The organism is Streptomyces sp. XH2 (assembly GCF_049725035.1).
Taxonomy (GTDB): domain Bacteria; phylum Actinomycetota; class Actinomycetes; order Streptomycetales; family Streptomycetaceae; genus Streptomyces; species Streptomyces roseoverticillatus.
Map to the genome: position 1 here is coordinate 217,273 of NZ_JBMMMZ010000002.1, position 22,966 is coordinate 240,238.

Here is a 22,966-nt window from a genome sequence, read left to right on the forward strand (position 1 = left end):
GCACTTCCTCGTCGAGTACATGGGCCTCTACTGGCCCGACGGCGATGCCGGCAAGCTCCGTAAGGCCGCCAAGGCGTGGCGGAAGTTCGCGGGTGAGGTCGAGAAGATCCGCACCCCGGTCAACAACCAGGCCACCTCCCTCATCCACAACAACAAGGGTGAGGCGATCGAGGCCTTCGAGGTCTTCTGGCACCGGTATGCCAAGGGCGAGAAGGACGGCTGGCTGCACGACCTCGCCGAGTCGTCCAAGAGGATGGCGGAGGGGCTGGAACAGCTTGCCGCAGCGGTCGACAAGGCGATGGACGACCTCTGGGACAAGATCATCGAGGACCTCGCTGTCCTGGGTGCCGCTGTCGTGGTCGCCATGGCCACCGGCGGCGCCCTCGCCGGCCCCGCGGGAGCCGCCGCGACCGCGATCGTGGAGGCCGGTGCCGCGCTCGGCGTCGTCGTGTCCACGACCGTGGCCGAAGTGGTGGGCGTGACGCTGGCATCGGCAGCGCTCGGCGGCCTGGAGTCCGTCACGGTCAATCTGGCGGTCGCTCAGCCGATCAAGATCGCGCAGGGGCGGCAGGACGGCATCAACTTCACCGAGGCCGGCAACGCCGCCAATGACGGCATGATCTACGGCGGCATGTTCGGCGGCTTCGGCAGCCTCGCCAAGAACGCCGGCGCCGCGGGCGGCTTCCGCAACCTCTTCAACGGCGTCCGCCCCATGGACGTCGAACTCGCCCAGGCCGCCCGACTCCCCGTCAACATCGACTGCGCCCTGGACCCCATCGACGTCGCGACCGGCGCGATGCTCCTCCCGGCGACGGACGTGACCCTCCCCGGCGCGCTGCCGCTGGTCGTCGAGCGCACCCACATCTCCTCGAACCGCACCGGCGCCTGGTTCGGCCCGACCTGGGCCTCGACCTTCGACGAGCGCGTCCAGATCGACGGCGACGGCGTCGTCTACGCGGCCGCGGACGGCATGCGCCTGGTCTACCCCGTACCCGCGCCGGGCGAGCCGGTCCTGCCGGTGAAGGGCCCGCGCAGGCCCCTGACCTGGGACGGCACGCCCGGCGGCGTGATGACCATCGCCGACCCGCAGACGGGCATCACCCGCACCTTCGGCGGCCTGGTCCCGACCGAGGAGCCGGGCATCCTCCAGCTGCCGCTGGAGAGCGTGGAGGACCGCAACGGCGCGCGCATCGACTTCGAGCGCACGGCGACGGGCACGCCGACCGGGATCCGCCACTCGGGCGGCTCGTACGTGGCCGTCGAGACGGAGGTCATCGGGGAGGCCGCGGGCGCCCGCGTGACGGCCCTCCGCCTCCTCGACGAGCCCCCGTCCCCGTACGAACCCCCGACCGCCCCCGGCCGCGGCACGACCCTCATCCGCTACGGCTACGACGGCGCGGGCAACCTCACGGAGGTCACCAACTCCAGCGGCAAGCCCCTGCGCTTCACGTACGACGCCGAGGGCCGAATAACCTCCTGGACCGACCGCAACGACAGTTCGTACCGCTACACGTACGACGCGTCCGGCCGGGTGGTCCGTACGGAGGGGAGTGACGGTTTTCTCTCGGGCTCGCTGGCGTACGACCCCGAGACCCGCACGACGACGGTCACCGACTCCTTCGGCCACGAGCGCACGTACCGCTACAACGCGGATGCGCTGGTCACGGAGGAGACCGACCCGCTCGGCCACAAGACGCTGACGAAGTGGGACGAGAGGGGCGCGGACCGCCTCTCGGTGACGGATCCGCTGGGCCGGACGACGCGCTACGCGTACGACGAGGCGGGCAACCTGGCGAAGGTTGTTCTGCCGGACGGCTCACAGGGTTCCGCGCTCTACAACGAGTTCCGCAAGCCGGTGGAGGTCACGGAGCCGGGCGGCGCGACGTGGCGCCACACGTACGACGACCGCGGCAACCTCGCGACGACGACGGACCCGACGGGCGCGGAGACCCGTTACGCCCACGACGACCGGGGCCACCTGACCGCGGTGACCGATGCGCTCGGGAACGTCTCGCAGGTCAGCTGTGACGCGGCCGGGCTCCCGGTGGAGATCACGGACCCCCTGGGCCACCGCACGACGGTCGTACGGGATCCCTTCGGCCGGATCGTCGAGGCGGTCGATCCGCTGGGCCGGGCCACCCGCACGACCTGGACGCCGGAGGGCAGGCCGTCCCGGCGCGAGTACCCGGACGGGACGAGCGAGACCTGGGCGTGGGACGGCGAGGACAACCTCCTCACCCACACGGACACGGCGGGCAACACCACCCGTCACGAGGCCGGCCACTTCGACCTCCCGACGTCCCGCACGGACCCCGACGGCACGACGTACGCCTTCGCGTACGACACCGAGCTGCGCCTGACGGGAGTGACGAACCCGCAGGGCCTGACATGGTCGTACGCCTACGACGCGGCGGGCCGGCTGACGTCCGAGACGGACTTCAACGGCCGCACGCTCACGTACGCGCACGACGCTGCGGGCGGCCTGACGACCCGCACGAACGGCGCGGGCGAATCCCTGCACTTCACGCGGGACACGCTGGGCCGCGTCACGGAGCAGCGCGGTGACGACGATGCGGTGACGACGTTCTCCTACGACGCCGCGGGCAACCTGGCCGGTGCCGCGAACGCCGACGCGTCGCTCGCCTACGAGCGGGACGTGCTCGGCCGCGTCCTGACGGAGTCAGTGAACGGCCGGACGACGACCTACGCGTACGACGCGCTGGGCCGCCGGGTTCGGCGCGTGACGCCGTCCGGCCTCGCGTCGGAGTGGACGTACGACGCGGCGGGCCGGCCGGTGGGGCTCAGCGGCGAGGCGGGCGGGCTGACCTTCGCCTACGACGCGGCCGGGCGGGAGACGGAACGCCGCCTGGGCGACGGTGCGACGCTCACGCAGGAATGGGACGCGGCGGACCGCGTGACGCGCCAGGTGGTGAAGGGCGCGGAACGCCTTCTCCAGCACCGCGAGTACGCGTACCGCGAGGACGGCTACCTCACGGAGATCCGCGAACTCACCTCCGGCACGCGCCGCTTCGACCTGGACCCGTCCGGCCGCGTCACGACGGTGCGGGCGCACGGCTGGACGGAGCGGTACGCGTACGACGGGGCGGGCAACGTCACGAGCGTCACGGCCCCGGCCCATGCGGCCGCCGGCCGACGGGAGTTCGAGGGCACGCTCATCCGCCGGGCGGGCAGCACGCGCTACGAACACGACGCGCAGGGCCGCCTGACCAGCAAGACGGCGCGGCTGCTGAATGGGCAAACACGTGTCTGGACGTACACGTGGGACGCGGAAGACCGCCTCAGGGAGGCGGTGACGCCGGAGGGGGAGCGCTGGCGGTACGCGTACGACCCGCTGGGCCGCCGCATATCGAAGCGGCTTCTGTCAGAGGCCGGAGAAACAGCCGAGGAGACGTCCTTCTCCTGGGACGGCACACGGCTGGCCGAGCAGACGACAGCCGACGGCAGGGTGACGACCTGGGACTACGCCCCGGGCACGCACCGCCCCCTGACGCAGACGGACCGCACGCGCCTGGCCAGGTCGGCGGGCAAGTCCCTGATCGCGGAATTCGCGGAGGGCGACGCCGAACGGGACTTCGGCACGCACTTCCACGCCGTCATCACGGATGCGGTCGGCACCCCCACGGAACTGATCACGCCCACGGGCGAACTGGCCTGGCAACACCGCACGACCCTCTGGGGCACCAGCCTCCCGTCCCCACCGTCCGACGGCATCGACTGCCCCCTCCGCTTCCCGGGCCAGTACGCGGACGCAGAAACGGGCCTGCACTACAACTACTTCCGCTACTACGATAATGAAGCTCACCGATACGTCACTCCGGACCCATTGGGATTGGTTCCGGCCGACAATCATCATGGCTATGTCGTTAACCCCTATGGCTGGGGCGATCCGCTGGGCTTGGCGCCCGAAGGGTGCAAGATTGCCCAGCCTTCGCACGACTACTCACCTAGTAGGAATGCTGCTTTCCGTAAGGCGAAACGACACTTGGGGATCCCGATGTCGCAGCAGCCGGACGAACTGCAAATGGTGCCCATGACTGGTCGATCCGGCAGGCAGGTCATGGATGAAAACGGACAGGCTGTGATGACACGTGAGTACGTGTACACCCGCGGCGACGGAAGTCGTGTCATCATTCAGGATCACTCGGCTGGCCACCAGTTCGGAGAGGGCGGAGTCGGCGACCAGGGGCGTCACCTCAACGTGAGGCCGTTCGAGAACCCTCGGACCGGCAAGGTGCCCGGAACTGCGCAACACTATGAGTACTGATGAAGGCATCGTCAATGTGGACTGAACTGCTATCGAATCCTGCCGGAATCGCCAGTGTTTACGGGGGAACCGTTCCCCCTCTTCAAGGTGTTCACATCCATGAAGTCACGCTGAGCAGGGAAGGGCCAGTTCTGAAGGTGCGGCTTGACCTTCCCGAGTATCCGGCGAAGGCGCCGAAAAAATGGATGACTCAGGGATTTGATACCGTGCAGATCGAGCTTTCTCTTGGCGGGGTTCGCGACGTCACTGTTTTTGGTTTCGGTACTGACCCGATTGCTGATATCGCTTTGGTGCGCACAGATTCCATCAAGGTTGAAGTGATGTCCTCTCAGGTTCGAATTCAAGCAAATGTAGATTCCGTGTTCCTGTCAAGTATTTCTGCATACCAGAGCGGCCGTCAGGATGAATCCTGAGAGGCGCTTTCTGTCGGGGGAGGAGGAGTGTGTCCTCGTTAACGCTCGGGAGATGTCGCCCCTCTGGTCGGTTCTGGCTGACTGGACCGGTAGTGATGACGAGGCTGAGTGGCCGGCTGTTGCTCCTGTCTTCGCTGGGATCGTCGCCCGTTGGGAGCGAGCCGGGTATGTCGAGGTGTACCTAGGTGACGAGTGGCCGGCGCACCAGGGTGGTGAGCGGTTGACCGGTGATGTGCTCGCAGAGGCGCTTCGCCGACCCTTCACCTGGGAGTATCGGGAATCACCCCCGGTGATCGGCCTGCTGGCGACGCCGCGGAGCTCCGTGTTGTCCTTGCCTCCGTCGGATGGTGCCCGTGCATCCCGATGAGTATCCGGAGATCAAGTCCTGGATCGACAGCTACACGGGCGACCTGGATGCCGTCGACTTTCTTGCGCGGCACTGCACGGCCGGCATGTGGCTGGCCCTCGTCCATTTCATGAACCCTGAGTTCGTCGAGGTGCGGGGATGCGTGCTCCGGAAGCGTTCGTATGCGCCGGGTAGCTTTGACGACTGGTATCGCCAGCTGAATGGGGACGTTCGCAGCATCGAAGCCGTTCTCAACCGCTTCGTGGTCGGGTACGCGATCGACTGCGGTGACACCGCCGAGGAAGAAGAGGCACTCGGGGACATAGCCCGGGCGGTGGCTCGGTCCTGGGAGGCGGCGCTTGGGCGGGCCTTTCCGCAGAGGCGGTTTGACGTGCGGGTTTTGGATACCGACGACGGGCCGACGGTTGTGTTCGGGCAAGTGCTCCCCTCTGACCCCGTGCCGCTTGCCGAGTCGTGGTTGCGTGTGGTGGCCCGGGATGCCACCGCCAGGGAACTCGACCTCTTGCCTGCGTCGTCCGGGATGACGTTCGTCGCGCGGCTGGACGGGGCCTCGATGGCCGACAGTGACGGGGTCTTCGAGCAGTTCTGGGAGCAGCTTAGGTTTCCCGACTACTTCGGGTGGAACTGGAACGCCCTCCTTGACTGCCTGCGGGATCTCAACTGGCTTCCTGCCGACCGGTACCTCGTCGTGATCGAAAATTCGACGCAGTTGCTCTCAGGAAGCCCGGAGGAGCGCGGTCACTTCTTCGGCCTGCTGAAGCAGGTTGCCGAGCATTGGCACAGCCCACACCACAAGCCCCGTGGCGTCGGGATTCCGTTCACCGTGCTGATCGTTTGCGAGCCCGGCGAGGCGGCGGATGCGGGGGCCGACAGTCCCACGGCTACCACGCCCGCGGCGTGTGGCGAGGCGTGACGCGTCCGGTCCGCTCTGACGCGGCCGTCCGGAACGCTTCCATCAGGGGGCTTCCCGGGTACGTCTCGAACCACGGGTACTTTTGGCGGTAGTAGCAGGACCAGTAGCTCGCCACACGTCGTTGTGTGCGGGCGAAGAATGCCGGGTTCTGTGCAATGAAGTCGCCCTACAGTCGGCGCTGAGGCGAATGCGGGACGGCTAGGCCGGGGAGGCCCCGGGAGATCGCCTCCAGGATCTCTATGACGTATTCGCCGGCCAATTGGACGACGAACGGGACCACCCAGGGTTCGTCGACCCCGTGATCTGTCTGCTGCGTTGCGGGCAGGGCACGTACCGACTCTGCGGCTGGCACGCCGTTGTGGATCCGGGTCGGGATGGTGAGAGTTTCCCCCCGGACCTCTACTTGGAAAGACCCGATCGGCGACAAGGTGGCATCCGGCATGACTGCCACCACTTGCCCTGCGTCGCCCACAAGGGTCTGCGGAAACGCTGCTGAAAGGCACATGGACGGCATTCCTCTAGAGCCGCATCGACAAGAGCACCGTTCCAGCGGTCACCATCAGGAGGCCCGCGAAGGTCAAGGCCGCGCCCCTGACCCGGAAATTGGTCGTGGTGAGGCCCCGGGTGGTTACCGGCGGCATGGTCAGGCTGTTGGAGCCGGTCAGGCGGCGGTAGATCCGTTCGGACCTCGCCCGGGCCATGGCCGCGTACGAGTCGGCCGTGCCGCCGATGTTGAAAACGAGACGGATGCCGAAGACGACCGCGGCCAGGCCGCCTATCGCTACCAGGGCGGGAAGTGCTATGCGCATGATGCGCCATCATATCCATGTGCCCGATGGGGTTTCGGTGCCCGGCTATGACCTTCATTCGTCCGGAATTTGGTCGTTTACTTCGTCTCTCGCCCTGGTCTGTCCATGACCCTTGTGGCCGGATGGCCCCCGGCACATTCCCCTCGTTCGGAAAAGAGGCGAACATGCACAAGTCCCGCGTAGCGCTCGGCATTGCCGCCGGGCTGAGTGCCGTCAGCTTCAGCTTGGCCACCGGGGCCGGGGCGCAGGCGTCGCAGATGCCGCAGCCGCTCTCCGGGCCCGCCGCCGGGAAGGCCGTGGTCGACGTCAGATCCGTCGCCGAGCTGCCCGGCATCGGGTCCTCCGTCAGACCCGCCGTCGACACCGTCTACCGCACCCCCGCGTTCACCAACAACCTCGGCAACCAGTGCCTCGACGGCGACCGGAACACGATTCCCAACAACGGCGCCAAGGTGCAGCTCTGGGGCTGCAACAACTGGGACAACCAGAGCTGGTACTGGACGCCCGTGCCCAACCAGCCCGTCGGCCACTACACGATCCAGAACGGCTACCGGTCGCAGTGCCTCGACGGCGACCTCAACACCATCCCCAACAACGGGGCCAAGGTGCAGCTCTGGGCCTGCAACGGGTGGAACAACCAGATCTGGATGTGGAACGGCAGCAACCTGCAGAACGCCCAGGGCGCCCAGTGCCTGGACGGGGACACCAACACCATCCCCAACAACGGGGCCAAGGTGCAGCTCTGGGCCTGCAACGGGTGGCAGAACCAGAAGTGGGTCTTCCACTGAGTCAGTAGTGCTGAGCCGGTAGCGAGCCTTGCTGCCCGCATCCTCCGTGCCGGCAGCAAGGCTCGCGCCTATTGCGCCTCAGCCGATCCGGATCCCGAGCGCAAAGGCTCTGATCGTGGCCGTGTCGACCTGATTGTGTTCCTTGGAAGCCACATCGAAGCCCGGATTCGGATGTATTCTCGGCTCCATCTTCCAGATCAGGTTGCCCGCGCCGGTGTGCTTCTCCACGAACGCGCCCCCGCCGGTGAGCGCAAAGCCGTCCTGCACGTCGACGCCTATACCGGGTTTGCGTGATTCGAAGGACGGTGCCGTCGTCACGCGGGACTCCAGGCTGCGGCCGATCTGCGGAAGCCACCTCGGGAGTCCGATGGCGTAGGACTTGATGGATGCCGGGGATTCGTGCAGGTGGTCCTTCGAGCTCGCCTTCCACGTGGTGTAGTTCGACCCCGGATTCGGGTACGAGGCGGTGGCCATGTTGCCCCACCCCTTCCAGTCGATCCGGAAGCCGCCGCCGACGAGTGCGTAGTCGTTCGATCCGACGCCGATCTCGGCGCTCGGGTACTGGCCGTACACGTTGTCGCTCGGACTGATCTTCGCCATGTTGGCCAGGTCGTAGGCCGAGATCCCCTGGATCTTCAGGCCGATGGCGTACGCCTTCACTATGTGCTCGTTGCGGTTGATGTGATCCTTCGTGCTCACCACCCAGGCCCTCTTGTCCCAGTCCGGGTAGGAGGCGGTCAGGTACGCGCCCTCGGGCCAGTCCGTCCCGATCGCTCCGCCGCCGATCACGATCATGTCCGGGTCGGGAACCCTTACCTTCGCCTCCGTCCAGATGCTTTGGGCGCTTGCTCCATCGAGTTCGTAGACGCCGACGGTCACCAGACCGGAAGCGTCATGAAACAGTCTGTTCTCTATCAGGACGCCATTGCCGTCCAGCCCCGGTGCCGGCCCCGGGCGAGGCGCAGGCGTCGCGGCCTCCGCCGGAATTCCGCCCGCTATTCCACCTGTTATGCCGCCGGTCAGAAGCGCACATGCGCCCAGCAGCACAACCATTATCCGTGAACCCCTCATGATTCTCCTTGCAAGATGGGAATCGGGTGTTTCGGGGTGCCAGGTGCATCGAAGGGAAAGGGAATCCTCGATTCGAGCAGAGTCTGTCCGATCGGGGAGTGGTCGAACAGAATGAAACGAGACAGGCGGGCAGCGCCTTTTTGCCGTCGAACTCACAGGCGAATGCCGCCCTTCGGGCTCCCGTCCACCCGCCCCGCGCCCCCCTGCAGCCCTTCCGCCCGGACCCCGTGAGTGGGAAACTGCCGCGTATGCGGGCATTGGGGCGCCTACGGGGACGACAGGGACGATCAGTGCTGTGTGCAGCTGGTGCCGTGGTGCTCACGGGCACCGCGGCCGTGGGGCTCGCCGGCTGCCGCCAGGAAGGGCCCGGCGGGCTGGACTCGGTCGTCGTCGCCGTGAACGCCGGCAAGCGGGCCACCGCCCGCCTGGAGCACGACGGCTATCCCGTCCAGTGGCTGACCTGCACGGGCAAGGCCGAGGACCCCGGCGTCACGGAGAAGGGCGGGGCACGCCCCGTCACCGCCGTCGGCGTCGACTGCGACGGCCGCACCACCGGCGGCCAGAAGGTCATCGTCTACGGGCGGGTGACGGGCCTCTACGACGACTCCTGCGTACAGGGGAAGTTCACCGCGAAGGTCGACGGCAAGACGGTCTTCACGGCGAGCGTTCTCGGCGACTGCTCCGGGAGCGGGGTCACCAACGGCGGCGGCAGCGGTGGCAGCGGTGGCGACAAGCCCACCAGTAACAACGGCGGCAACAACGGCGGCAACAACGGCGGAAGCAAAGGCAACAGCGGCAGCAAGGGCGACAAACACTGGCAGGACGGGCATCACCAGTCCAAGTAACAGGCCGCCCCGCACCCCCGCTTACCCTTGGTCCATGCCCGAAGAGTCCCCGCTCCTCAAGAGCCTGCGCGCGGCCGTCGACGCCGCGCCCGACGATGTGCCCCTGCGCCTGCACCTCGCCCAGCTCCTTCTCGAAGCGGGGCTCGTCCAGGACGCGATATCCCAGGTCGCCGCGGCCCTGCAGCGGGAACCGGGCAACGCCGAGGCGCAGGCGCTGATCGCCCGCGCCGTCGCCCCGCCGGTGACCGCCCCGGCCACGGCCCCGGCCCCTGCCCAAGGCGCCCCTGCCCAGGCCGCCCCGCCCCCCGCCCCCGCCGAAGCCCCCCGCTACGACTGGAAGCAGGCCGAGGACGAGCTCTCCGATGTCATCCCGCCCCGCTTCGTAGAGACAGAGACAGGGGCAGGAGCAGAGGCAGGAGCGGAGGAAGCGGAGGGTAAGCCCACCCCCCTCTCCGCCCACGGCGACGACGACCCCGCCGGCGTCAGCGCCTGGGACGTCGAGACCGCCGGCCTCTCCCTCTCCGACGTCGGCGGCATGGAGCAGGTCAAGGAGCGTCTGGAAGCGGCCTTCCTCGCCCCCATGCGCAACCCCGAGCTCCGCAAGCTCTACGGCAAGAGCCTGCGCGGCGGACTCCTCATGTACGGGCCGCCCGGCTGCGGCAAGACGTACATCGCCCGCGCCGTCGCCGGTGAGCTGGGCGCCCGCTTCATGTCCGTCAGCATCAGCGACGTCCTCGACATGTGGATCGGCAACTCCGAGCGCAATCTGCGCGAGCTCTTCGAGACGGCCCGCCGCAGCGCGCCCTGCGTCGTCTTCCTCGACGAGCTGGACGCGCTCGGCGCCAAGCGCAGCCAGCTGCGCCACTCCGGCCTGCGCACCACGGTCAACCAGCTCCTGCTGGAGCTGGACGGCGTCGACGGCCAGGCCAACGAGGGCCTGTTCGTCCTCGCGGCCACCAACCACCCCTGGGACGTGGACCCCGCGCTGCGCCGCCCCGGCCGCCTCGACCGCACGGTCCTGGTGCTGCCGCCGGACGAGCCCGCCCGCGAGTCGATCCTGCGCCACCACCTCAAGGACCGCCCGATCGCACGCATCGACCTGCGCAAGCTGGTCAAGCGGACGGACGGGTTCTCCGGCGCGGACCTGCGCCACGTGTGCGAGAGCGCCGCCGAGCGGGCCCTGATGGACTCCGTGCGCAGCGGCCGCCCCCGGATGATCGAAACCGACGACCTGCTCGCGGTCCTCACCCAGGTGCGTTCGTCGACCGGCCCGTGGTTCGACTCGGCCCGCCGGGTCGCCCAGTTCGCCAACGAGGGCGGGCAGTACGACGAGCTGCTCGCGTACCTCAAGAAGAAGAGGATGTTCTGAGCGTGAGTGGCACCCCGTACGGCGGCGAGCACCCGACCGTCGCCCGCGCCGAGGCGTTGCTGGCCCTCGGCCGGACCGAGGACGCGAAGGACCTCCTCTTCGCCTACATGAACGAGAGCGAGGAGAAGAAGTACGACCCCGCCGCCCTGGTGCTGACCGCCGCCTGCTTCTACCGGATGCAGAAGTGGCCGGCGGTCGAGCTCCTCACGCACAACGCCCTGCGCGTCAACCCGGACCACGGCGACGCCCACATGCTGCGCAGCGAGGCGCTGTGGCGCCTGGGCCGGGCGGACGAGGCGGTGACGGCGGCACGGGAGGCGGTGCAGCTGCACCTGCACCACCCCTCCCCGTACCAGTCGCTGTCGGCGGCCCTGCGTGCCGCGGGCGACCTCCAGGGCGCGCTCCAGGCGGCGGACGAGGCGGTGCGGCTCGGCCCGGAGGTCGTCGCCTCCCACTTCGCCCGGTACCACATCCTGATGGAGATGGGCGACCCCGCCGCCGCGCAGCAGGTGATGCGCGACGTCCTCGCCTTCGCCCCGGACGACGCCGACGCCCGCGCCCTGCTCGCCGGGCACCGGGACGAGGCCCGCGAGGCGAGGCTGCCGGAGCTGGCGAAGGAGTACGCGGCGGCGCTGGGCTCCGACCCGGGCAGCACGTACATCGTCGCCCGGCTGGAGGACGTCGCCCTGCGCCTGGTGCGCCGCACCCGCTGGGTCGCCCTGCTCTGCCTCGTGTACGCCGCCGTCACCTCCCGGGCCTTTCCGACCGGTGACGACCCGACCTCCCTGCCCGCGCCGCTCGGTCCCCGCATGTGGTTCTTCTTCCTCATGTGCGTGGGGTGGGGGGTGTGCGTGTGGCGCACGTACTTCACGCTCCCGAAGGGCGCGCAGCTCACCCTCCTGTCGGTGGTCCGTCGTGCCTTCGCCGCCAAGCTGGCCGTGGTGCACTCGCTGTGGGCCACGCTCTGCGCGGTGCTGCTGGTGACCGTGCCGTGGACGGACCGGGGCTACGAGCAGGCGCTCGTGTGGATCGGCGGGGTGCCCGTGGTGCTCGCCATGTGGTACGGGGCCGCCCAGCGGCGGAACGAGCGCGAGGCCGCCGGGAAGGCGAAGGAAAAGCGGCTGAAAGCCGCCCGCGAGAGGGAATCGGAGGCCGCCCGGTAACATCCGGACCGTAGGAGCCGAGACCGAGCCGACGAGCCGACGACCCGTGAGGAGCCCACCGGTGGCGGGAGAACCGCAGGCGGACTGCCTGTTCTGCAAGATCGTCAAGGGGGAGGTGCCCGCGACCGTCGTCAAGGAGACCGAGACCACCGTCGCCTTCCGCGACATCAACCCCCAGGCGCCCGTGCACGTCCTGGTCATCCCCAAGGTGCACTACCCGGACGCGGGCTCGCTCGCCGCGGCCGAGCCCGCGATCGCCGCCGACGTGCTGCGCGAGGCGGGCGAGGTGGCCCTGCAGGAGAACGGGGACAAGGGCTTCCGCATCGTCTTCAACACCGGCGCCGGCGCGGGCCAGACCGTCTTCCACGCGCACGCCCACGTCCTCGGCGGCCGCGGCTTCAACTGGCCCCCCGGCTAGGCAGCGCCCCCTTGTCCGTACGCGAACTGGTCGTCCTGGGCACCGCCAGCCAGGTGCCCACGCGCCACCGCAACCACAACGGCTACGTGCTGCGCTGGGACGGCGAGGGCCTGCTCTTCGACCCGGGCGAGGGCACGCAGCGGCAGATGCTGCGCGCCGGGGTGGCCGCGCACGACCTGAACCGGCTGTGCGTCACCCACTTCCACGGCGACCACTCCCTCGGCCTCGCCGGGGTGATCCAGCGCATCAACCTCGACCAGGTGCCGCACCCGGTCACCGCGCACTACCCGCGCAGCGGCAAGCGCTTCTTCGAGCGCCTGCGGTACGCCACCGCTTACCGCGAGACGGTGCAGCTGGCCGAGGAGCCCGTCTCCGGCACGGGCGGGGTCCTGTACGAGGGGCCCGCCTACCGCCTGGAGGCGCGCAGGCTCTCGCACCCCGTCGAGTCCTACGGCTACCGCCTGGTCGAGCCCGACGGCCGGCGGATGCTCCCCGAGCGGCTCGCCGCGCACGGCATCAGCGGGCCGGACGTCGGCCGGCTGCAGCGCGAGGGCGCGGTCGGCGGGGTCACGCTGGACGAGGTGAGCGAGGTGCGGCGCGGGCAGCGGTTCGCGTTCGTGATGGACACCCGGCTGTGCGACGGCGTGGACGAGCTGGCCGAGGGCTGCGACATGCTCGTCATCGAGTCGACGTTCACCGACGAGGACGCGGCACTCGCCGCGGACCACGGGCACCTGACGGCGGGACAGGCCGGCCGGGTCGCCGCCGGTGCGGGAGTGCGGCACCTCGTGCTGACGCACTTCTCGCAGCGGTACGACGACCCTTCCGTCTTCGAGCGGCAGGCCCGTGCGGGCGGCTTCGAGGGCGAGCTCACGGTCGCCCGGGACCTGATGCGGGTGCCCGTGCCGAAGAGGCGCTAGCCCTCCGCGGCCGGCATTCCGGCATTCCGGTATTCCGGTATTCCGCCGGACCCTCGCCGCGGGGGTTCCTCGCCGTGGCGGCGGGCGATTTCTCTGCCGGAAACGGCGAGGAGCCCCATGCGCCGCAACGGCGATCGGCCACGGCGCGGCGGTCCGGCGAGGCGGTACCGGGCCGGAGCACCGGTGAAGCCCCGCCGGCCGCACGGCCCTACGGCCTCACAGCCTTACGGCAGGAAGTACATCGGGTTCGGCAGCTTGTACGTGTGCTGCGCGTACCCGCCCTGCAGGTCGCTGTACTGGTCGCCGAAGTTGCCGACGATGCGGTAGCCCTGCGACTCGATGTGCTTGCGCGTGCCCGCCTTGTACTCGACGGTGGTGCACTTGGCGCCGCACGGCAGGTACGCCGGCGGCGTCTTCTTGTTCTTCAGGTAGAAGTGCGCGGTGTCGGCGGCGGGCTTGTAGCCGGCGTTCTTGAGGTTGCGCACGCTCCAGTCGCGCTGGTGCTCGTCGCGCCCGGTGACGTAGAAGACCGTGATGCCCTTGGACTGCGCCCAGTTGACGAGCTGCGGCATGCCGAAGACCGGGCCCATGTCGGTGGACTTCAGGTAGGCGTCCTGCGACTCGGGCGTGAAGTGGAAGCCCTGCTGGAGCTCGTAGTTGTAGGTCAGCAGGGTGGTGTCGTCGACGTCCAGGACGATGGCGGGCTTCGCCGCGCCCTTCTTGCCGGAGCCGGACTGGTTCTTGACGGCCTTCTCCAGCTGCGCCTTCGCCTTCTTCTGGATGTCGGCGACCTGCTTGGCGTAGTTGCTGTCGGGCGAGGCGTAGTGCTGGCCGTTCTTGTCGACGGTGTCGCCGTAGTAGGCCTTGATCTTGTCCGTCACCTTGGTGAGGTTCGGGATCTCCGTGTCCGTGCGCGGCAGGGAGTGCTCGGCGCGGGCGGCGCCGGCCGTGTAGAGGCCGGCGCCGACGGCGAGTGCGGCGCCCGCCGCGACGATGCGGGCGCGCTTGGACGCAAGGCTGAGCTGCACGTGTGTACTCCTGAGTAGCAAAGGCGGTGCAGCGCGAAGCTAGGGCCTTGGCGAGGGCAGGTCAAGCATTGTCTACGCGGGTAGGGGCGATGTGTCCCCTCCGGTACGCCGAACGGCTCCCCGCCCGGCCCGTTCCAGGATCCGGGCCGCCACCGCGGGCGAGTCGACCAGCGGGTGCAGGGCGAGGGCCCGCAGCGCCGCGTCGCGGTCCTCGTGCACCGCCGCCGCGATCGTGGCCCGCTCGACCGCCTTGAGCTGCAGCATCAGCCCCAGCTGGTCCTCGCGCAGCGGTGCGCACGGCAGTGGCCGGGCGCCCTCGCCGGTCACCTCGCACACCGTCTCGATGATGGCGTCCGGGCCCAGGCCGGGGACGGTCGTGCCGTTGGGCACGTTCAGGATCAGGCGCGTGGGCTCGTCCCGGGCGATCGCCCGCATCAGCGCGAGCGCCACCTTGTCGTAGCCGCCGCCGTCCAGGTCGCAGGAGTCCCGCTGCCAGCCGCCGCTCGCCGCGCGGCTCTCGGCCATGTAGGTGGACTCGCGCTGCAGCCGGGTGCGCTCCCACAGCTCGTACGAGCGGTCCGGGGCGGCCGCCGCCTGGGCGAAGAAGCCGCTCTGCTGCTCGTCGAGGAACTGGCCGCGGGTCTCCGGCGACTCCAGCACCGAGCGCAGCGTCTCCCGGCGGAAGTAGTAGTAGTGGAGGTATTCGTTGGGCAGGGAGCCCAGGGCTCTCAGCCAGTCCGCGCCGAAGAGCTTGCCCTCCTCGAAGGAGCCGAGGGCCGCGTCGTCCGCCAGCAGGCGCGGCAGCAGGTCGACGCCGTCGACGCTCAACGTCCTCAGCCAGCCGAGGTGGTTGAGGCCCACGTAGTCGAAACTCACCCGTTCGGGGTCGGCTCCGGCGGCGCGCGCGGCCCGCCGGACCAGCCCCACGGGGGAGTCGCAGATGCCGATCACCCGTCTGCCCAGGACGGCCGACATCGCCTCCGTCACCATGCCCGCCGGGTTGGTGAAGTTGATGACCCACGCACGGGGTGCGACCGCGGCCACCCGTTCCGCGATCTCCAGGGCCACCAGCACCGTGCGCAGCCCGTACAGGACCCCGCCCGCGCCGACCGTCTCCTGGCCCAACACCCCTTCGCTCAGGGGGATCCGCTCGTCCAGCACCCGGCCGGCCGTACCGCCCACCCGGATGGCCGAGAACACGAAGTCGGTGCCGCGCAGCGCGTCGTCCAGGCTGTGCGCGATGCGCACGGCAGGGGCGCCGGGCACCCCGTCGGCCTGCGCCGCCAGCACCGAAGCGATCACTCTCATGCGCATGGAATCGGTGTCGTAGAGCACGAGTTCCGTACAGCGGCCCGGGGTGTCGTGCCGCGCGTCGTCAAGGAGGGCCCGGTGCACCAGAGGCACCCGGAACCCGCCACCGCCGAGAATCGTCAGCCTCATATTCCGGAAGGTACCTCAGCATCGGGCACACTGTCCGGATCCGCACCCCGTGAGAGGAGCAGCGAGCGCGTATGACGACCTCTTCGCCCCACTCGGCCCCCCATGAGGACCTGAAGGACAAGGGCCTGAAGGACCTACGGAACGGGCACTGCCCGGGCGAGCGCACGGAGGGCTTCGGGGGGTTCCGGGGGGCGGCTCCCGTCCTCGACCCGCTGGCCGCGGTCCGCGCGGAGGCCGATCCGCCCACCGACGTGTACCTCACCGGAACGGTCTTCCTGGACATCATCTTCACGGGCCTGGACTCGGCCCCCGTGCGCGGCACGGAGTCCTGGGCGCGGGGCATGGGGTCGAGCCCCGGCGGCATCGCCAACATGGCCACCGCCCTGGCCCGGCTGGGCCTGCGCACCTCCCTCGCCGCGGCCTTCGGCGACGACATGTACGGCGAGTACTGCTGGGAGGCGCTCGCACAAGGGGAAGGGATCGATCTCGGCCTGTCGCGCACGGTGCCCGGCTGGCACTCGCCCGTGACCGTCTCCATGGCCTACGAGGGCGAGCGGACGATGGTCTCCCACGGGCACGAGGCGCCGCCGCCCGGCAACGGGGGAGGAGTGCCCGCCCCCGAGTGCCCGCCGGCCTCGCGGGCCTGTGTGGCCCTGCTCGTGCCCGGCCGCCAGGAGGAGTGGATCGCCCGCGCCGCCGCCCGCGGCAGCAGGGTCTTCGCCGACGTCGGCTGGGACGAGACGGGCCGCTGGGACCCGGCCGACCTCGCCGACCTGGAACACTGCGAGGCCTTCCTGCCCAACGCGGAGGAGGCCATGCGCTACACCCGCACCGACTGCCCCCGCGCCGCCGCCCGCGCGCTCGCCGAGAAGGTGCCGGTCGCCGTCGTCACCATGGGGGAGCGGGGCGCCTTCGCGGTCGACAGCAGCACGGGGGAGAGCGCCGAGGTCCCCGCGATCGCCGTCGAGGCGCTCGACCCCACCGGCGCCGGCGACGTCTTCGTGGCGGGCTTCGTCACCGGCACCCTGGCCGGCTGGCCCCTCGCCGACCGGCTCGCCTTCGCCGGGCTGACGGCCGCCCTGTCCGTACAGGAATTCGGAGGGTCGCTGTCCGCGCCCGGGTGGGTCGAGATCGCCGCCTGGTGGAAGCACGTGCGCTCCTACGACGACCAGAGCCCGGCCGTCCGCCGCCGCTACGCCTTCCTCGACGGCCTGCTGCCCGCGGCCGTCCGGCCCTGGCCGCTGCGCCGGGCCGTCCCCACGCTGGGCTTCCGCCGGCCTTAGGCCGCCGGGCCGCCCGGGGCCCGGCCCCGGGCGGGAAAACCCCTCGGGCGGGTGGTTCTGCCGTCGTACCCTGGTATTCCAAGGATCTCCGGACACCGGAATGCAGAAGAGAGGCGATGAGCAGGCCAGAGAGCCGGCCCATGACTCAGACACCCACACGACCGCAGGCGACGGCGCAGTTCACGGTCCCGGCCAAGCACCCCATGGTGACGGTCCTGGGCTCCGGTGACTCCCTCCTGCGGGTCATCGAGAGAGCTTTCCCGTCGACGGACATCCACGTACGGGGCAACGAGGTCAGCGCGACGGGCGACGAGCGGGAAGTGGCCCTCGTCCAGCGTCTGTTCGCAGAGATGATGCTGGTGCTCCGCACGGGTGCGCCGATGACGGAGGACGCGGTGGAACGCTCGATCGCCATGCTCAAGAACGAGGAGCAGGGAGCCGAGACCGAAACCCCGGCAGCGGTCCTCACCCAGAACATCCTCTCCAGCCGCGGCCGCACCATCCGCCCCAAGACGCTCAACCAGAAGCGCTACGTCGACGCGATCGACAAGCACACGGTCGTCTTCGGCATCGGCCCCGCGGGCACCGGCAAGACCTACCTGGCCATGGCCAAGGCCGTCCAGGCCCTGCAGTCCAAGCAGGTCAACCGGATCATCCTGACCCGCCCCGCGGTCGAGGCCGGCGAGCGGCTCGGCTTCCTGCCGGGCACGCTCTACGAGAAGATCGACCCGTACCTGCGCCCCCTCTACGACGCGCTGCACGACATGCTCGACCCCGACTCCATCCCGCGCCTGATGGCCGCCGGGACGATCGAGGTCGCGCCGCTGGCGTACATGCGCGGCCGCACCTTGAACGACGCCTTCATCATCCTCGACGAGGCCCAGAACACGAGCCCCGAGCAGATGAAGATGTTCCTGACCCGGCTCGGCTTCGACTCCAAGATCGTCATCACGGGCGACATCACCCAGATCGACCTCCCCGGCGGTACGAAGAGCGGCCTGCGCCAGGTGCGGGAGATCCTCGAAGGGGTGGAGGACGTCCATTTCTCCATGCTCACCAGCAACGACGTCGTCCGGCACAAGCTCGTCGGCCGTATTGTCGACGCGTACGAGCAGTACGACAGCCGAAACGAAAGCACCCCCCGGTAAGAACACGATGGCAATCGACGTCAACAACGAATCCGGCACGGACATCGACGAGCAGGCGGTCCTCGACATCGCCCGCTACGCCCTCGCCCGGATGCGCATCCACCCGCTCTCCGAACTCTCGGTCATCGTTGTCGACGCCGAAGCCATGGAGCAGCTCCACATCCAGTGGATGGACCTGCCCGGGCCCACCGACGTGATGTCCTTCCCGATGGACGAGCTCCGTCCCCCGGCCAAGGACGACGACGAGCCCCCGCAGGGCCTCCTCGGCGACATCGTGCTGTGCCCCGAGGTCGCCAAGAAGCAGGGCGAGGACGCGCCCACCGGGCACTCCATGGACGAGGAGCTCCAGCTGCTCACCGTCCACGGCGTCCTCCACCTCCTCGGCTACGACCACGAGGAGCCCGACGAGAAGGCCGAGATGTTCGGCCTCCAGGCCGCCATCGTCGACGGCTGGCGCGCCGAGCGCGGGATCGAGGGGCCCTCCCCGGCCCCGACGATCACGTGACCGGGCGCCTGATCGCGGTCGCGGTCCTGCTCCTCGTCGTCGCCTGGCTCGCCGCCTGCGCCGAGGCCGGCCTCGCGCGGACCACCCGGTTCCGCGCCGAGGAGGCCGTCCGGTCCGGGCGGCGGGGCAGCGCCCGGCTGATGGCGGTCGCCGCCGACCCCACCCGCTACCTCAACGTGGCGCTGCTCGTCCGCGTCGCCTGCGAGATGGCGGCCGGCGTGCTCGTCACCTACGTCTGCCTGCAGGGCTTCGAGCAGACCTGGCAGGCGCTGACCGTCGCCATCGCCGTCATGGTCCTCGTCTCCTACGTGGCCGTCGGCGTCTCCCCGCGCACCATCGGCCGCCAGCACCCGCTGGGCACGGCCACGGCGGCCGCCTACGTGCTGCTGCCGCTCGCCAGGATCATGGGCCCGGTGCCGCAGCTGCTGATCCTCCTGGGCAATGCCCTCACCCCCGGCAAGGGCTTCCGCAAGGGCCCCTTCGCCTCCGAGGCCGAGCTGCGGGCCATGGTCGACCTGGCCGAGAAGGAGTCGCTCATCGAGGACGAGGAGCGGCGCATGGTCCACTCCGTCTTCGAGCTCGGCGACACCCTGGTGCGCGAGGTGATGGTGCCGCGCACCGACCTCGTCGTCATCGAGCGCGGCAAGACCATCCGCCAGGCCCTCACCCTCGCCCTGCGCTCCGGCTTCTCCCGGATCCCGGTCACCGGCGAGAGCGAGGACGACATCGTGGGCGTCGTCTACCTCAAGGACCTCGTCCGCAAGACGCACATCAGCCGGGACGCGGAGTCCGAGCTGGTGTCGACCGCGATGCGGCCCGCCGTCTTCGTGCCCGACACCAAGAACGCCGGCGATCTGCTGCGCGAGATGCAGCAGCAGCGCAACCACTGCGCCGTCGCCATCGACGAGTACGGCGGCACGGCCGGCATCGTCACCATCGAGGACATCCTGGAGGAGATCGTCGGCGAGATCACCGACGAGTACGACCGGGAGCTGCCGCCGGTGGAGGAGCTCGGCGAGGGCCGCTACCGGGTGACCGCGCGGCTCGACCTGGGCGATCTGGGCGAGCTCTACGGCCTCGGCGAGCTCGACGACGAGGACGTCGAGACGGTGGGCGGCCTGCTGGCGAAGTCCCTGGGCCGGGTGCCGATCGCGGGCGCCGTGGCCGAGGTGGACCTCGCCGGGTACGGCCTGGCCGAGCCGGGCGTCCTCACGGGTCTGCGCCTGACGGCGGAGGCGGCCGCGGGCCGCCGGAACCGCATCGTGACGGTCCTGGTCGAGCCGGTCCGCTGACCCCGCAGGGCCCCTTCCGCGCGGCGGGAGGGGCTTTGTGAGCATTTCGTATCAGGAGCCGTTGGACGGGGTGATTCCGGAACCTTCGGCCCTGGTTCGTACATCTGCAGGCACAGAACTGACCGCCTTTGTCTGCCGGAGCACCACGATGACGAATCCCTCCACCGGGGCCTACCAGTCCCGCGGCCGCAACCGTGCTCGCCGTGCCCGACGATGGCTCGTTGCGGTGGCGTCCGTAGCCACGCTGGGGCTGATCGCCTGGCCGGTGATGAGCTACTACGAGATCCCGCCGTTCACCGACAAGGGCGACCCCGTCAGCTACGGCCAGGCCGGTGGTGGGGAGGGCGGGAAGGGCGGCGACGAGAAGACGCTGATGCCCACGGGTCCGCAGGCCTCCTTCAAGAACGTCAAGACGCTCTCCGACGGCACGCACGTCAGCGTCGTCACCCTGGACGGCAAGAAGTCCGGGTTCAAGGGCAAGGTGTGGGTGTGGGCGCCCAAGGAGTACACCGACGACCCGAAGTTCGCCTCCAGCGGCTTCCCCGTGATGATCGCCCTGCCCGGCGGTCCCGGCAACGACAGCAACTACTGGGCGATGGGCGAGTTCGGCCCGGACAAGCTCTCGCTGGAGAAGAGCGTCTCCAAGTGGTACCAGGAGGGCAAGAGCAAGCCGTTCCTGCTGGCCATGCCCATCCTCAACCCCGGCCCGGACGACAAGGGCATCTACTGGGACGCCAGTGACATCCCCGGCCAGGCGAAGATGGGCACCTGGCTGACCGAGGACGTCCCGGACCTGATGAAGGCCAACTTCCGCACGATCAAGTCGCGCGGCGGCTGGAGCTACATGGGTTCCTCCACCGGCGGCTTCGCGAGCCTGAAGTCCGTGCTGAAGCACCCCGACAAGTTCAAGACCGCGATCGCCAACGGCCCGGACATCGTGCCCGACTCGCCGCTGTGGCGGGGCCACGAGAAGGAGAAGGCGGAGAACAACCCCGAGGTGCTGGCCAAGCAGCTGGCGGCCACCAAGGGGAAGGACGTCTACATCGCCTTCCAGTACGGCTCGAAGGAGAACGCCAAGATGATCGCCGACGTGAAGAAGTTCACGGCGACCTACGGCAAGGGCCCGGTCCACACCAAGACGTGGGAGATACCCGGCGGCACCCACAACGGCGCCACGTACCTCAAGAACATGGAAGAGCCCATGAAGTGGATCAGCGAGCAGATGGAGGGGCCGACGCCCGCCTCCGGATCGCCCTTTCCCCCCCCGCGACGGGGGCGGGCCGGAATCCCCGGCCCGCCCCCTTCGCGTGTTCTCAGGCCGCGCGCCGCTTCCGCAGGCCCGCCGCGACCGCCGCCGCCACCACGACGACGATCAGCGCGTCCACCCCCAGCCCCAGCCGGATGCCGCCCAGCGTGGCCGCCGCGAAGCCCGAGCCGCCCTCGGAGAGGGCCGCGGTCCGGGCCGAGGCCACCGCGCTCAGCAGCGGGATCCCGATCGTGAGCCCGATCTGCTGCGAGCTGGTCACCAGCCCCGTGGCCAGCCCCTGCTCGGTGTCCGGCAGGCCCGACGTCGCCGTCACCCCGTAGGCGACGATCGCCCACAGGTGCCCGACGCAGGCGATGCTCGCCGCCCCCAGGGCCAGCCACGCGCCGGAGGCGTCCTGCCCCAGCGCGAGCAGCGCGGCCGTGCAGACGGCCTGGACGGCCAGGCCGGACAGGAGCGTGGCGCGGGTGCCGAAGCGGGCGATGATCTTCGGCGCGGTCAGGCCGGCGACCACCGCGAAGAGACCCTGCACGCCGAAGACGAGCCCGGTGCGGAAGGCCGACAGCTCCAGCACCTCCTGCAGGTAGAGGGTGAGCAGGAAGACGACGGTGGACATCATCGCGAAGGTGACCAGGCCGGCCAGGTTCCCCCAGGCGACCGTCGGCCGCCGGAGCATCGGCAGCGAGACGAGCGGCTCCGCGGCGCGGGACTCCACGACCACGAAGGCCACCAGCAGCACGACGCCCAGGACGAGTGAGATGAGGACGTCCGCGCTGCCGAAGCCGCCCTGGGCCGCGGTAGAGAGCCCGTAGATGAGGGCCAGCAGGCCGCCGGTGACGGTCACCGCGCCCGGTATGTCGATCCGGGGCCGCTCCGCGGGGCGGGACTCGGTGAGCAGTCCCGGCGCGACGATCAGGATCGCGAGACCGGCCAGGGCCAGCAGGCCCATCGTCGAGCGCCAGCCCAGCGTGTCGGTCATGACGCCGCCGAGCACCATGCCGATGGTGAAGCCGAGGGAGAGCAGCGTGCTGCTGATGCCGAGGGCGCGCTCGCGCTGCGGCCCCTCGGTGAAGGTCGTGGTCAGCAGCGACATGCCCGTCGGCACGATGACGGCCGCGCCGAGGCCCTGCAGGGCCCGCCCGGCGAGGAAGGCGGCCGGGGCCCAGGCGAGCGTGGCGAGCACGGAGGACGCGGCGAAGAGCGCGAGGCCGGCCAGGAAGACGCGGCGGCGCCCGTAGAGGTCGGCGATCCGGCCGGAGAGCAGCAGGAAGCCGCCGGACGGCAGGGCGAACGCCGTCACCGCCCACTGCAGGTCCGCCTGGCCCATGCCCAGGTCGTCGCCCAGGACGGGCAGCGCCACGTTCAGGATGGAGAAGTCCAGGGCCACGATGAACTGCGCGGCGCACAGCACCAGCAGGACCAGCTTGTCGCGGCCGGACAAGACCGGCCCGGCGCCGGCCGCCGCGGCGGCAGGGGCGTCAGGGGCGGTACGGGGAGGAGTCGTGCGGGGAGGGGAGTCGATCGCCATGCGCCCACCTTCCGGCGTGCGGAAGAAACGTGGGGAGAGCGTGCTTATGGTGGTGGCCGCACCACCAGGCAAGGGGGAGAAAGTTGACCGGGTCGACCGCACAGCCGCGTCGCCGCC

Annotated in this window: 18 protein-coding genes and 1 pseudogene; 14 read left to right on the forward strand and 5 right to left on the reverse strand. The window is 69.9% G+C overall.

Annotated elements, in window-relative coordinates; genetic code table 11:
• Positions 1-19 precede the first annotated feature (19 nt).
• From ACOTKD_RS04530 to ACOTKD_RS04540, 3 genes are all read left to right on the forward strand, one after another.
• Positions 20-4,285, forward strand: a complete 4,266-nt coding sequence (locus tag ACOTKD_RS04530) for a DUF6531 domain-containing protein (protein WP_424887969.1) — start codon at positions 20-22, stop codon at positions 4,283-4,285.
• Positions 4,286-4,299: 14 nt separating this feature from the next.
• Positions 4,300-4,698 carry an Imm50 family immunity protein gene (locus tag ACOTKD_RS04535; protein WP_424887550.1) on the forward strand — a complete coding sequence of 133 codons (399 nt, stop codon included), beginning with the start codon at positions 4,300-4,302 and terminating at the stop codon, positions 4,696-4,698.
• 353 nt (positions 4,699-5,051) lie between these two features.
• Complete coding sequence (locus ACOTKD_RS04540; protein WP_424887551.1) at positions 5,052-5,978, forward strand: barstar family protein; 927 nt, start codon at positions 5,052-5,054, stop codon at positions 5,976-5,978.
• Positions 5,979-6,496: 518 nt separating this feature from the next.
• Here the strand turns inward: ACOTKD_RS04540 and ACOTKD_RS04545 are convergent.
• Complete coding sequence (locus tag ACOTKD_RS04545) at positions 6,497-6,787, reverse strand: hypothetical protein (RefSeq protein ID WP_424887552.1); 291 nt, start codon at positions 6,785-6,787, stop codon at positions 6,497-6,499.
• A 164-nt stretch (positions 6,788-6,951) separates the two neighbouring features.
• Here ACOTKD_RS04545 and ACOTKD_RS04550 point away from each other — a divergent pair, with 164 nt between their 5' ends.
• The gene (locus ACOTKD_RS04550; protein ID WP_424887553.1) at positions 6,952-7,575 is read left to right on the forward strand and encodes an RICIN domain-containing protein; all 624 of its coding nucleotides are present in this window, start codon (positions 6,952-6,954) and stop codon (positions 7,573-7,575) included.
• Positions 7,576-7,653: 78 nt separating this feature from the next.
• Here the strand turns inward: ACOTKD_RS04550 and ACOTKD_RS04555 are convergent, their stop codons facing one another.
• A complete protein-coding gene (locus tag ACOTKD_RS04555) occupies positions 7,654-8,646 on the reverse strand; it encodes a hypothetical protein (RefSeq protein WP_424887554.1) in 993 nt (330 codons plus the stop codon).
• A gap of 314 nt (positions 8,647-8,960) precedes the next feature.
• On the opposite strand from ACOTKD_RS04555, the gene ACOTKD_RS04560 reads away from it, so the two are divergent.
• The 5 genes from ACOTKD_RS04560 to ACOTKD_RS04580 all read left to right on the forward strand — a co-directional run bounded on the left by ACOTKD_RS04560 (position 8,961) and on the right by ACOTKD_RS04580 (position 13,361).
• On the forward strand, positions 8,961-9,491 hold the full coding sequence (locus tag ACOTKD_RS04560) for a hypothetical protein (RefSeq protein ID WP_424887555.1): 531 nt from the start codon (positions 8,961-8,963) through the stop codon (positions 9,489-9,491).
• A gap of 34 nt (positions 9,492-9,525) precedes the next feature.
• Positions 9,526-10,860: an ATP-binding protein gene (locus tag ACOTKD_RS04565; RefSeq protein WP_424887556.1), complete on the forward strand. Its 1,335-nt coding sequence runs from the start codon at positions 9,526-9,528 to the stop codon at positions 10,858-10,860.
• A 2-nt stretch (positions 10,861-10,862) separates the two neighbouring features.
• Positions 10,863-12,023, forward strand: a complete 1,161-nt coding sequence (locus tag ACOTKD_RS04570; protein WP_424887557.1) for a tetratricopeptide repeat protein — start codon at positions 10,863-10,865, stop codon at positions 12,021-12,023.
• Positions 12,024-12,084: 61 nt separating this feature from the next.
• On the forward strand, positions 12,085-12,441 hold the full coding sequence (locus ACOTKD_RS04575; protein ID WP_424887558.1) for a histidine triad nucleotide-binding protein: 357 nt from the start codon (positions 12,085-12,087) through the stop codon (positions 12,439-12,441).
• Positions 12,442-12,452: 11 nt separating this feature from the next.
• Complete coding sequence (locus ACOTKD_RS04580) at positions 12,453-13,361, forward strand: ribonuclease Z (protein WP_424887559.1); 909 nt, start codon at positions 12,453-12,455, stop codon at positions 13,359-13,361.
• 224 nt (positions 13,362-13,585) lie between these two features.
• Here the strand turns inward: ACOTKD_RS04580 and ACOTKD_RS04585 are convergent, their stop codons facing one another.
• Both ACOTKD_RS04585 and ACOTKD_RS04590 read right to left on the reverse strand, forming a co-directional pair.
• Positions 13,586-14,389 (reverse strand): HAD family acid phosphatase, encoded by an 804-nt coding sequence (locus ACOTKD_RS04585; RefSeq protein WP_424887560.1) that lies wholly within the window; start codon positions 14,387-14,389, stop codon positions 13,586-13,588.
• A 72-nt stretch (positions 14,390-14,461) separates the two neighbouring features.
• Positions 14,462-15,829 carry a 6-phospho-beta-glucosidase gene (locus ACOTKD_RS04590; RefSeq protein WP_424887561.1) on the reverse strand — a complete coding sequence of 456 codons (1,368 nt, stop codon included), beginning with the start codon at positions 15,827-15,829 and terminating at the stop codon, positions 14,462-14,464.
• A gap of 71 nt (positions 15,830-15,900) precedes the next feature.
• Here ACOTKD_RS04590 and ACOTKD_RS04595 point away from each other — a divergent pair, with 71 nt between their 5' ends.
• From ACOTKD_RS04595 to ACOTKD_RS04615, 5 genes and pseudogenes are all read left to right on the forward strand, one after another.
• Complete coding sequence (locus ACOTKD_RS04595) at positions 15,901-17,112, forward strand: carbohydrate kinase family protein (RefSeq protein WP_424887562.1); 1,212 nt, start codon at positions 15,901-15,903, stop codon at positions 17,110-17,112.
• 140 nt (positions 17,113-17,252) lie between these two features.
• A complete protein-coding gene (locus tag ACOTKD_RS04600) occupies positions 17,253-18,260 on the forward strand; it encodes a PhoH family protein (protein WP_424887563.1) in 1,008 nt (335 codons plus the stop codon).
• 7 nt (positions 18,261-18,267) lie between these two features.
• Positions 18,268-18,765, forward strand: a complete 498-nt coding sequence (ybeY, locus tag ACOTKD_RS04605; protein WP_030368892.1) for an rRNA maturation RNase YbeY — start codon at positions 18,268-18,270, stop codon at positions 18,763-18,765.
• Positions 18,762-20,057 carry a hemolysin family protein gene (locus tag ACOTKD_RS04610; RefSeq protein ID WP_424887564.1) on the forward strand — a complete coding sequence of 432 codons (1,296 nt, stop codon included), beginning with the start codon at positions 18,762-18,764 and terminating at the stop codon, positions 20,055-20,057. Before ybeY ends, ACOTKD_RS04610 begins: the two co-directional genes overlap by 4 nt.
• Positions 20,058-20,742: 685 nt before the next feature.
• Positions 20,743-21,102 (forward strand): annotated as a pseudogene (locus ACOTKD_RS04615) (alpha/beta hydrolase-fold protein); the annotation flags it as partial.
• 268 nt (positions 21,103-21,370) lie between these two features.
• On the opposite strand, the gene ACOTKD_RS04620 reads toward ACOTKD_RS04615, so the two are convergent.
• Positions 21,371-22,849, reverse strand: coding sequence for an MFS transporter (locus ACOTKD_RS04620; protein ID WP_424887565.1), 1,479 nt, complete (start codon positions 22,847-22,849; stop codon positions 21,371-21,373).
• Positions 22,850-22,966 lie beyond the last annotated feature (117 nt).

Bases quoted from the DNA above. Each gene is read 5' to 3' on its own strand.
- ACOTKD_RS04530 (WP_424887969.1), top strand. From the start codon at position 20: ATGGGCCTCTACTGGCCCGACGGCGATGCCGGCAAGCTCCGTAAGGCC.
- ACOTKD_RS04535 (WP_424887550.1), top strand. From the start codon at position 4,300: ATGTGGACTGAACTGCTATCGAATCCTGCCGGAATCGCCAGTGTTTAC.
- ACOTKD_RS04545 (WP_424887552.1), bottom strand. From the start codon at position 6,787: ATGCGCATAGCACTTCCCGCCCTGGTAGCGATAGGCGGCCTGGCCGCG.
- ACOTKD_RS04550 (WP_424887553.1), top strand. From the start codon at position 6,952: ATGCACAAGTCCCGCGTAGCGCTCGGCATTGCCGCCGGGCTGAGTGCC.
- ACOTKD_RS04555 (WP_424887554.1), bottom strand. From the start codon at position 8,646: ATGAGGGGTTCACGGATAATGGTTGTGCTGCTGGGCGCATGTGCGCTT.
- ACOTKD_RS04565 (WP_424887556.1), top strand. From the start codon at position 9,526: ATGCCCGAAGAGTCCCCGCTCCTCAAGAGCCTGCGCGCGGCCGTCGAC.
- ACOTKD_RS04590 (WP_424887561.1), bottom strand. From the start codon at position 15,829: ATGAGGCTGACGATTCTCGGCGGTGGCGGGTTCCGGGTGCCTCTGGTG.
- ACOTKD_RS04595 (WP_424887562.1), top strand. From the start codon at position 15,901: ATGACGACCTCTTCGCCCCACTCGGCCCCCCATGAGGACCTGAAGGAC.
- ACOTKD_RS04600 (WP_424887563.1), top strand. From the start codon at position 17,253: ATGACTCAGACACCCACACGACCGCAGGCGACGGCGCAGTTCACGGTC.
- ybeY (WP_030368892.1), top strand. From the start codon at position 18,268: ATGGCAATCGACGTCAACAACGAATCCGGCACGGACATCGACGAGCAG.
- ACOTKD_RS04620 (WP_424887565.1), bottom strand. From the start codon at position 22,849: ATGGCGATCGACTCCCCTCCCCGCACGACTCCTCCCCGTACCGCCCCT.